Origin of the sequence: Methylobacter sp. Wu8 (assembly GCF_036440755.1) — a bacterium.
GTDB lineage: Bacteria > Pseudomonadota > Gammaproteobacteria > Methylococcales > Methylomonadaceae > Methylobacter_A > Methylobacter_A tundripaludum_A.
The window spans coordinates 30,728-39,879 of record NZ_JAZGVT010000035.1 but is presented as its reverse complement, the minus strand read 5'-3'; the positions used below and the strand labels follow the sequence as shown (position 1 = coordinate 39,879).

Genomic DNA, 9,152 nt, shown 5'->3' with positions numbered 1-9,152 from the left:
CAACCTCATTGTTTGATGATAAACGATCCCTCTGATGAGGGCTTGAGGTTAAATTTTAATTGTTTTATCGGGGGCTGTTCAGCGGGGTGTTCTCCGCGGTAGCGGCTTCGTCCAACAGGGCAATCCACCTGACTGCCATTGGCAGCCGGTGATTTTCAACGTTGGGCTTCACACAACCGAGCCATCATGTCCTCACAGAGCGAAGGAACCATTCCATGAAACCGCGCATTACAGTTATTACCCTCTGCGTTGACGACTTGGAACGAGCGGTATCTTTCTACCGCGATGGCCTCAGCCTACCAACGCAAGGCATCATTGGCAAAGAGTTCGAGTATGGGGCGGTCGCTTTCTTCGATCTGCAGCCAGGCTTGAAACTCGCAATTTGGCCGCGCAAGAGTCTAGCTCACGATGCGGGGATTCCGATAGGCATTCCAAACCCCACCGAACTCTCCATTGGTCACAACGTCTCGTCCATCGCCGAAGTCCATGCCGTTATGGAGCAGGCGAAGAGCGCAGGCGCCGTTATCGTTAAGCCAGCGCAGAATACTTTTTGGGGTGGTTACTCCGGCTATTTTCAAGACCCCGATCATCATCTATGGGAGGTCGTGTGGAACCCGCAGTTGCTGCCCGAAGAGTGAGGCCCAACCCTGCAGTTGAGCGGACCTGCGCGAAAAGCCGCGCAGGTCCGCTCACTTCTACGTTAAATACCTAGAGGAAGTTATGTCAGAGATTGCCAATACACCTGAACCTCCATACTACGCGGTGATCTTCAGCAGCTATCGCACAGAGGGCGACAATGGTTACTCTGAAATGGCTGAACGAATGGTGGAATTAGCGTCAGAGCAACCAGGCTTTCTGGGCATTGAGTCAGCTAGAGAGAACGTAGGTATTACTGTGTCGTACTGGGTAAGCCTTGAAGCAATAACCAACTGGAAGAAAAATGTTGAGCATCAAGAGGCTCAGAGACTTGGCCATCAGCAATGGTATTCCAGTTTTCGGGTTCGGGTGGCTAAGGTTGAGCGTGAGTACGGCATTTAACCAATCGGTCAACCGGACCGCTTTTACGCTGACGCTTCAAAGCGTCCGCTTAGGTATATCAATGAAAAAGGAGAAATCGCAATGAAAGCTAGCTTTCTGTCTCTATTGGCTGTAGTTGTTTTAATGATCAGCGGGTGTGCTGGCACTACACCGATCAAAAACTTGGCCTTGCCGCCGGTAAGCACAATCGAGGGAAATATCACGCAACTTGGTGAAAGTGGATTTACCCTGGCGGATAATTCCGGTTCAATCCAGGTCAGAGCCAAGCTCTTAGACAATAAAGAACTCGATCTTTCCATTGGTGAGAAAGTCAAAGTGTATGGAAATTTGCAGGGCGGGCAGGAAAAAATATTTGATGGGTATGTAATTAAAAAGTCCTCTGGGGAGCAGATCATTGTAAGCAATCCGACTCCTCACTTCGGCTTCATTATTCAGAGTTCTTTTGAGTAATGCCGAACAACGCCATCAACTCATTGGTCCGAAATAGGAGGGCGTCATGCGTACAGCAATAGCCATTGTCTTATGCGTCCACCTCGGACTTCTTGCGGGATGCGCCATTAGCGAACGCTACTATGGCAACGTCTACGAAGGGTTAAAGACAAGGGAATCGATTGTTCGCCCTTCGGTAGAGCAAAAATCGGCTGACAAATTCATCTCGTATCAGGAGTACGAAGCTGAACGAAAAAAACTGCTGGAAAGCAACGACAAAAAATGAATGCACAGCACACATATCAAGCCTGACATGGCGGTCGAGAGGGACGCGCCCCTCAACTTTACGTTAAATGACCGTTATCGAACTTTCACCTGCCGTTGATGTAGAATTATCAATCGACCGGTTTTGGCCCAGGCTGTGTCAAAACGTAAAATCACCCATGTCGGTGGAAATAATCAACCTACTTTTGCTTGAATTACACTCCAAAGTGGGGGTAGTCATTAATAGTTAATCCTGTTTTTACAAGTAAATGGAGTAATTTCTATTTCTGAAGGTTTTTTGTGTGTTTTGACACAGCCTGGGCCGAATCCTGTCATTATCAGTTGCGCGTGTAATCCAGTTTATATCGATATAAACTGTCCTGATGTAACAAAAAATTCATGGAGTGTAAAAATGAAAGCGTCAAAGTTAATCCTAATCGCTACAATGCTGATGCCAATCTCAGCTAACGCCGGTTTCAATGCTTTTATAAATGGCCAGAAGCTTCACGACAAGTCAACCGCCTATAAAAGCGGTGATATAGACAATGCGGAGCTCTATGATGCCGGGGCTTATGTTTATTATGTAATGGGTGTTGTTGACGCAACTATTGGGTCGGGTTTATTTTGCCCACAAAATATCACTTCGGATCAAGCTGCAAATGTTGTGTCTAAATACCTAAATGAGCATCCAGAATTATGGAGTTCAAGTGCCGAGTCACTTGTTAAAGCTGCACTCATGAAAGAATGGCCTTGCCCGAAGTAATCGTGGATGTACAAATCCTTTATTTATGGGCATAAATTCTAAGAAGATGTTTTTAGTGACAGTTTTTTTGAAGCGTAACCCCAGCATTGAGTTATCACTTTTTCTATTGTAACGGCTTTATTCTGCTAACAGTGCGGCAATAGCTGACTTGGCATTACACTGTACTATTGCTTCCGCCAGCTGTAATTCATTCAATTTATGTTTGACAGCTTCAGTGCCGTTGAAGTCAAACGCTTGATAATCCTTTTTGGCAAAGGTAGCGATTTGGCATTTCTTAAACGGCTGATTTTCAAACGGCATTTTTGCAGAATTCAGATTTAATGGCGCAGCCCCTTCCGAACTGGGAGCATAAATCAAAAATTCGCCTTTCATCGCGAGTACGGCACGGTATTGATTTACAGTGGTCAAATATAAATAGCCGACTTCAACCTCTTTTTCTTTTAATCTCATCTTGTTAAATTCCTTGATTTAATAATGCCTGTGTAAACTTTACCATTTAGACATATACAATCCAAAGCGCCTTTAAAACATTCCCCTGTCCCGTTTGCCCGAAATTTACTTTATTTTTACCTCGTCAAATTTGCGATAATACGCAGTCATTTTATTTACAAGGGTTCCGTTGCACATGTGGTTTAAAAATCTGAGCATTTTCCGTCTTACTGAAGATTTCACGTTGACTCCGGCAGAGCTGGAAGAAAAACTTGCACAAATGGCGTTCCGCCCCTGCGGCAGCCATGAAGAATTTACTTTCGGCTGGACCTCGCCGCTGGGTAAATCGTCCGAACAGCTGGTGCACAGCGCGAACGGCTTTTTGATGGTGTGCGGAAAAAAGGAAGAACGAGTGCTGCCTGCGTCCGTCGTCAATGAAATGATGCAGGAAAAGATTCTTGAAACCGAGGAACAGCAAGGCCGCAAGTTATCCAAAAAAGAACGCACGGCTATTAAGGACGAGCTTATCTTTGAGTTGCTGCCCAGAGCTTTCACGTTCTCGAACAAGACTTACGCCTATATCGATCCCAAGGGCGGCTGGCTGATCGTCGATGCGGCGTCCGCCAAAAAAGCCGAGGATTTGCTAAGCAGTTTGCGCAAATGCCTGGGTTCGCTACCGGCCGTTCCGCTGAATACCGTCGAAAAGCCGGTCAAAGTCATGACCGAATGGCTGGTCAACAATCAGCCGCCGGACGACATCACCATCGAAGACGAGTGCGAGTTGCGCGCGCCGGAAGAGGAAGGCGGCATCATCCGTTGCAAACGCCATGACCTGAGCCTGCCGGAAATCAAGAACCATCTGGATACCGGCAAGGAAGTCATCAAGCTGGCGGTCAATTGGGCCGACCGCATTGCTTTCATTATCGACGAGAATCTGGCCGTTAAGCGCCTGAAGTTTCTTGATTTGATCCAGGATCAGGTGGCCGATATTGATACCGCTTCCGAAGCCGAGCGGTTCGATGTCGATTTCTCGATTATGTCGCTGGAACTGGCTAATTTCCTGCCGCGTTTGCTGGAGTTATTCGGCGGCGAGAATAAGGCATAATCGTAATTCATCATTAATTACGTTTAAAACTATCACCACGAAGGCACGAAGGACACGAAGTTTTATTTCTTCGTGTCCTTCGTGGTGAATAAGAGTCTTTTCACGCTCCAGGCTAATTAACGCACATATCCCCAGGTTTTATGAGGCTTGCAGGGAATCTTTGATCCGCTTACACTGCGGTTTCAGGCTTTAACAATCCGCGAACTCTGAAGGAGATTCCCATGTTAGAAAAACACCAACAAGCCCCGCTGTTCAACTCAAAAAATCAATTCGATGAAACGGTTAATTTGTCCGATTACGCAGGCAAAAAGAATGTCGTTTTGTATTTTTACCCCAAAGACGACACGCCGGGCTGCACCATAGAAGCCAACCAGTTCACCCAGCTTGCCGGGGAATTTGCCAAGGCGGATACCGTGGTTATCGGTGTGAGCAAGGATTCTTGCGCCAGCCATGTGGATTTTATTAAAAAATTCGATCTGAAAGTGGATTTGCTGGCCGATGTCGATGGCGAACTTTGCGAAAGCTACGGCGTATGGCGGGAACGGGAAAAGAACGGCGTTAAAAGCATGGCCATTCTCCGCTCCACGTTCATCATCGACAAACAAGGCGCATTGGTTGATGTGGAGTATGGCGTCACGCCCGACGGCCATGCCCAGGACGTATTGGAAAAAGTAAAAAACCTGCAATGAGCCGATCGCAGTTGGATTTTCGTCCGCACTTTGGAAGAAAGCTTAATGTCAAAATTTAATTTCACCCTGCATCATGCCAGTCTGATTGTTTCCGATACGGCGGCATCGCTGAAGTTTTACTGCGATGTTCTCGACATGCAGCAAACCGCCAGGCCCGATCTTGGCTTTCCCGGCGCGTGGCTGCAACTGGGCGCGCAACAGATTCATTTACTGGAGCTGGAAAATCCCGACCCGACAACCGGACGCCCCGAACACGGCGGACGCGATCGGCATGTCGCCTTAAGCGTGCCGGACCTGGAGCCGGTTCGGGAGGCGCTGGACCAAAACGGCATTGCCTACACCCTGAGCAAATCAGGGCGAAAAGCGCTGTTTTGCCGCGACCCGGACGGCAATGCGCTGGAGATTCTTCAGCGGGTATAAGGCTTAGCCCTGTTTTGAACAAGGCGCTTGATCCTAAAAACGCAGCCGGGTATTTCAACATCCCGTTAGCCCTGAGCTCAGCCGAAGAGAGCGGGTATACACGCATCGTCAATCCCTGGAAAACCAAATATCGCCGTAAAAGGCGGTAACTTGCTTGCCGCTGTTGTCGGTATCGGTCATCAGCGCCACCGCATCGATAATGCGCAGGTCTTCGCCGAACAGTGTTTGCAGGTCGGCCCTGACATTGCGCTTTTCGCTGTACCAGCGGTTCAACGCCGCTTCCGGGCCGCGCAAAGCCAGCATCATCGCATGATCGCCGGCAAACGCGTTGGGCCAGATACTGTCTTTTCCGCTGCCGCCCGCCCAGACGTAATTAATCGCTTTGGTCTGCCAAAACGCCAGACCGCCCTTGATCACCACATAAATGCGGGCGGCATAATCGTCTCCGGCCTTGCTTTGCTCGTTCAAGCCGCTCAAACGGTTGGCAACGCGCCAGGACCAATTCAGAAACGGCGTTTGCTCCAGATCGATGCGCTGCTCCTTGAACAAGCCGGAACCCGCTGCGCGGCTGTCAGCCTTAAGCACCACGACACCATCCAGGTTTTGCAATTGATAGCGGGTTTCGCCTTTAAAACTTTGCCGCTCCCAACCGTCGAGCCGGTTGCGGCTGAATTCGCCCAGCATCGGCTTAGGCTCGGCAGCCGTCTCCGGTATAGCTAAAACCGCCAATAACATGATGATTAACCCTCTCATGCCTATTCTCCGCTCACTCGTTTGCCCTGTGTTTCAGCCATATAGGCAGCTGCGACAACACCGTACCGCCCGGCAGGCTTAACGCGGTGGACAGGCTGTAACCGATAGCGCAAGCGATCAGCATCAACAAATAATGCCGGTCGGTAAAGTCCATCAAAGCCTGCCGATGCTCGCTAATATTGTCCAGACTTAACATTTGCGAACCGTCGAACAGAAAGAAGGCGGCTATCGCTATCGGCAACAGCCGGATCAGAAGTTTTTTGTACATATTCCCCCCATGTTGCATAAACGTTTATGCGTTGATTGTGACTGGTTTTGTCGGCGGTTGACAGCCGGAAATCGACGCTTATCCGGCCGTTGAGCGGCAACGATCCCAGCAGCTTGTAACTGCCATACCGCGGCGCTGCACAGCCTTTCCTTAAGCTGGGTCGCTCCTTGGGCCAAGGTACTGCGGCGTCTGATGTTCGCCATGTTTATTCCTCATATAGACCGGATGCGATTTACAGCTATCCTGATAAATTTGTCCCGCTCGCCTTACAGCGGATGGACTTCGGTTTGAAACGGCAGGGAGCGTTTTAACAACAAACGCCGTAAAGCCGCCCTGTCTATCGGTCGGAGCCGCCCTGAATTCCTTACAAGCGTAAGATGCAAAAAACACAAAAACCAATAACTATGGAGCGCCTCGAATGCACTCAATTCGCGGCGCAGCGCGCCTTTAACTGCATTCCCACGCAGCGCGTGGGAACGAGAAAAAATACCGGAGCTTTCGCCCGCAAGGCGCTATTGGGATGCAGTGCGTTGCCAGAGGGGCCAAGGATGGCCCTTCGCCCCCCGGCAAAAACGAGGAACGCAACCCTTACACCGCATTCTCGGTTCAGGCGGCGCGGGGAAACGCATGGCAGGGAGGTTTTATTTAATTGTCTCTGCACGGTGAAATGCGCCGGGAGACGCGCCCAAACAGCGTTTGAAGGCTTTGCTGAATGCAGGCACGGATTCGTAGCCGCAGCGCTCGGCGACGCGCTCCACCGTCATCCCGGTTTCTTTTAACCAATGCGCCGCAATTTGCATGCGCCAAAGAGTCAGATATTCAATCGGGGATGCGCCAAGGTACAAGGCAAATTTTTCCGACAGCAGGGTTTTTGATATGCCGGCGTGGGAGCAGAGTTCGGCGATTGTCCAGGGCTGCCAAGGCTGCTGATGAATCAAGCCCAACACGGTTGCCAGCCGCCTGTCCTGCATCGCCGCAAACACACCTTGCCCTACCAAACCTTCCTCTATGCAGTAACGGATCACCAGCACGAACAGGCTGTCGCATAACCGTTCCACGACCGAGTCGCTGCCGAAGCGCCGGCCGGAAGCCTCGCCGATAACCAGCTCGATCAGCTTGGCCAGTATGTCGCCTGCCTGGTTCTTTTTGATCACAATCTCGGCGGGCAGCGCCTGCCACAACAATGACCGGGGCGTAGCCAGCTCGATTTCCCCGCAAACAAATCCCGACTCGCCGCCCTCCCAGCCGGTCAAACGGGTGTCGGCCGCATCGCAAGGCAAATGCTCGGCGCTGTAGGACAAAAAGTGCTTCGGCGCATGCGGCAGAAACAAAATCAAATCGCCGTTTTCCAACGCCAGCGGCGTTTCCCGGCTCGGCGAATGCACCCAGCCTTGCCCCTTGCTGACTAAATGAAACCAAACCGACGTATCGGAATTGTGATCCATCAACCAGCGCCCGCAAACGCCGCCCGAATAAACCAGTTTGGCGCGCAAGTTCAGCGCATTGACCAGCGCCGTTAAAGCATCCACATCAATCTCCCGGACAATCGGACAACAATCCCGGAATCGCAGGCATGGGTTCGGCAAGCCGGATTGATTAACCTATCCCCGTCGAAATTTTTCAGTGCGGAGACCGTGAAATGAACGTTTAGCCCAAACCCTTGCATAACAAAACCCATCCAGATTAATCGAAAAACAGGAGATATAGTATGTCCCAATTTAACATTTATTCCATCCCGAAAGCGCCTCTTGCCGCCCAGTCGCTGCTCGAAGGCGCGCAGCAAAATTATGGCTTTGTGCCGAATTTACTGGGCGGCCTCGCCGAATCGCCCACGGTTTTACAAGCCTATCTAAATCTGGGCGCCATCCTCGACAAGACCTCGCTGACGCCGGTAGAACGGCAAGTGGTGCTGCTTTCGGCCAGCATCGAAAACCACTGCGCTTACTGCGTAGCGGCGCATTCAATCATTGCCAAGCACATGGTGAAGGCCGATGCCGCTATGGTGAATGCACTGCGTGAACAGCAGCCGTTGCCGGACAAGAAGCTGGACGCCTTGGCGACGTTCACCCGTGCCGTTGTCAAGCAGCGGGGCATGGTAGTCGGCAAGGCGTTGGACAGCTTTATCGCCGCAGGCTATAGCCGCGCTCAGGTATTGGAAGTGGTGCTGGGCGTGACCATGAAGACCCTCAGCAACTACGCCAATCATATTATGCACACGCCGCTGGACGCCCAATTCCAGGCTGAAGCATGGGAGGAACCGGCCCAGTGCGACAAACAATGCGCGTAATCATCCTACGCTCAATAACCACGGCCGTTCAACTCAATCGAAGGAGCCCTATATGAATGCAAAACAGACCGCAATCGTCCTGCTGGAATTACAGAACGACTTTCTCAGCGAGGGCGGCAAGCTGTATCCGCTCTTGAAACCCGTGCTCGAAAAACACCAAGTCATCGCCAATCTTAACCGGCTGATCAACGGTGCGCGCAAACAAGGCATGCTGATCGTGCATACGCCGATCCAATTTTCCCCGGATTACCGGGAGATGGGCCATGCGCCTTACGGCATCATGGCAACGGTGAAAGATGCGGGCGCTTTGGTCAAGAAGACTTGGGGCAGCGAAATCGCACCGGTCATCGACCGCCGGGACAGCGATATTGTTATCGACGGCAAGTCCAGCATCGATGCGTTCGCCGGAACCAACCTCGACTTCGTATTGCGCGCCCACGGCATCACCACCATAGCGCTTGCGGGCCAGCTGACCAATATCTGCATCGAATCCACAATGCGTTCCGCTTACGACAAAGGCTACCGGGTGTTCGGCATCACCGACGCCAGCGCGACCATCGGTCTCGAGCAGTACCGCATTTCCGTCGAGAACAACTGGCCGATGTTTTCCTTGCCGGTGACGCAGCGGGAATTTCTTGAGCAGGCCGCAGGATCATGCTCCGCTACCAGTCCCGGCTCATCCTGCGGCCAGTAAAAATACGCGTTTA

General features: G+C 51.2%; 14 protein-coding genes. 10 read left to right on the top strand and 4 right to left on the bottom strand.

Translation table 11 applies throughout. From position 1 onward, the window contains the following. Positions 1–215 precede the first annotated feature (215 nt). The 5 genes from V3O24_RS02480 to V3O24_RS02460 all read left to right on the top strand — a co-directional run bounded on the left by V3O24_RS02480 (position 216) and on the right by V3O24_RS02460 (position 2,494). On the top strand, positions 216–638 hold the full coding sequence (locus V3O24_RS02480; RefSeq protein WP_331306041.1) for a VOC family protein: 423 nt from the start codon (positions 216–218) through the stop codon (positions 636–638). 82 nt (positions 639–720) lie between these two features. Beyond that, positions 721–1,038 (top strand): antibiotic biosynthesis monooxygenase, encoded by a 318-nt coding sequence (locus V3O24_RS02475; protein ID WP_331306040.1) that lies wholly within the window; start codon positions 721–723, stop codon positions 1,036–1,038. An 81-nt stretch (positions 1,039–1,119) separates the two neighbouring features. Continuing rightward, positions 1,120–1,488: a hypothetical protein gene (locus V3O24_RS02470; RefSeq protein ID WP_331306037.1), complete on the top strand. Its 369-nt coding sequence runs from the start codon at positions 1,120–1,122 to the stop codon at positions 1,486–1,488. Between the two features lie 46 nt (positions 1,489–1,534). After that, positions 1,535–1,753, top strand: a complete 219-nt coding sequence (locus tag V3O24_RS02465; RefSeq protein WP_331306036.1) for a hypothetical protein — start codon at positions 1,535–1,537, stop codon at positions 1,751–1,753. Positions 1,754–2,143: 390 nt separating this feature from the next. After that, positions 2,144–2,494: a Rap1a/Tai family immunity protein gene (locus tag V3O24_RS02460; RefSeq protein WP_104424512.1), complete on the top strand. Its 351-nt coding sequence runs from the start codon at positions 2,144–2,146 to the stop codon at positions 2,492–2,494. A gap of 117 nt (positions 2,495–2,611) precedes the next feature. Here V3O24_RS02460 and V3O24_RS02455 read toward each other — a convergent pair whose 3' ends face one another. After that, a complete protein-coding gene (locus V3O24_RS02455) occupies positions 2,612–2,944 on the bottom strand; it encodes a hypothetical protein (RefSeq protein ID WP_331306034.1) in 333 nt (110 codons plus the stop codon). Between the two features lie 175 nt (positions 2,945–3,119). Here V3O24_RS02455 and rdgC point away from each other — a divergent pair, with 175 nt between their 5' ends. From rdgC to V3O24_RS02440, 3 genes are all read left to right on the top strand, one after another. Then, positions 3,120–4,028: a recombination-associated protein RdgC gene (gene rdgC / locus V3O24_RS02450; RefSeq protein ID WP_331306033.1), complete on the top strand. Its 909-nt coding sequence runs from the start codon at positions 3,120–3,122 to the stop codon at positions 4,026–4,028. A gap of 221 nt (positions 4,029–4,249) precedes the next feature. Then, the gene (locus V3O24_RS02445; RefSeq protein WP_331306032.1) at positions 4,250–4,717 is read left to right on the top strand and encodes a peroxiredoxin; all 468 of its coding nucleotides are present in this window, start codon (positions 4,250–4,252) and stop codon (positions 4,715–4,717) included. A gap of 45 nt (positions 4,718–4,762) precedes the next feature. After that, positions 4,763–5,137, top strand: a complete 375-nt coding sequence (locus tag V3O24_RS02440) for a VOC family protein (RefSeq protein WP_331306031.1) — start codon at positions 4,763–4,765, stop codon at positions 5,135–5,137. A 108-nt stretch (positions 5,138–5,245) separates the two neighbouring features. Here V3O24_RS02440 and V3O24_RS02435 read toward each other — a convergent pair whose 3' ends face one another. From V3O24_RS02435 to V3O24_RS02425, 3 genes are all read right to left on the bottom strand, one after another. Next, on the bottom strand, positions 5,246–5,890 hold the full coding sequence (locus tag V3O24_RS02435; protein ID WP_331306030.1) for a DUF3047 domain-containing protein: 645 nt from the start codon (positions 5,888–5,890) through the stop codon (positions 5,246–5,248). A 13-nt stretch (positions 5,891–5,903) separates the two neighbouring features. Continuing rightward, positions 5,904–6,158: a hypothetical protein gene (locus V3O24_RS02430; RefSeq protein ID WP_331306029.1), complete on the bottom strand. Its 255-nt coding sequence runs from the start codon at positions 6,156–6,158 to the stop codon at positions 5,904–5,906. A gap of 641 nt (positions 6,159–6,799) precedes the next feature. Then, positions 6,800–7,687 carry an AraC family transcriptional regulator gene (locus tag V3O24_RS02425; protein WP_331306028.1) on the bottom strand — a complete coding sequence of 296 codons (888 nt, stop codon included), beginning with the start codon at positions 7,685–7,687 and terminating at the stop codon, positions 6,800–6,802. A gap of 179 nt (positions 7,688–7,866) precedes the next feature. Here V3O24_RS02425 and V3O24_RS02420 point away from each other — a divergent pair, with 179 nt between their 5' ends. Continuing rightward, complete coding sequence (locus V3O24_RS02420) at positions 7,867–8,445, top strand: carboxymuconolactone decarboxylase family protein (protein ID WP_331306026.1); 579 nt, start codon at positions 7,867–7,869, stop codon at positions 8,443–8,445. A 52-nt stretch (positions 8,446–8,497) separates the two neighbouring features. Next, complete coding sequence (locus V3O24_RS02415; protein ID WP_331306025.1) at positions 8,498–9,139, top strand: isochorismatase family cysteine hydrolase; 642 nt, start codon at positions 8,498–8,500, stop codon at positions 9,137–9,139. Positions 9,140–9,152 lie beyond the last annotated feature (13 nt).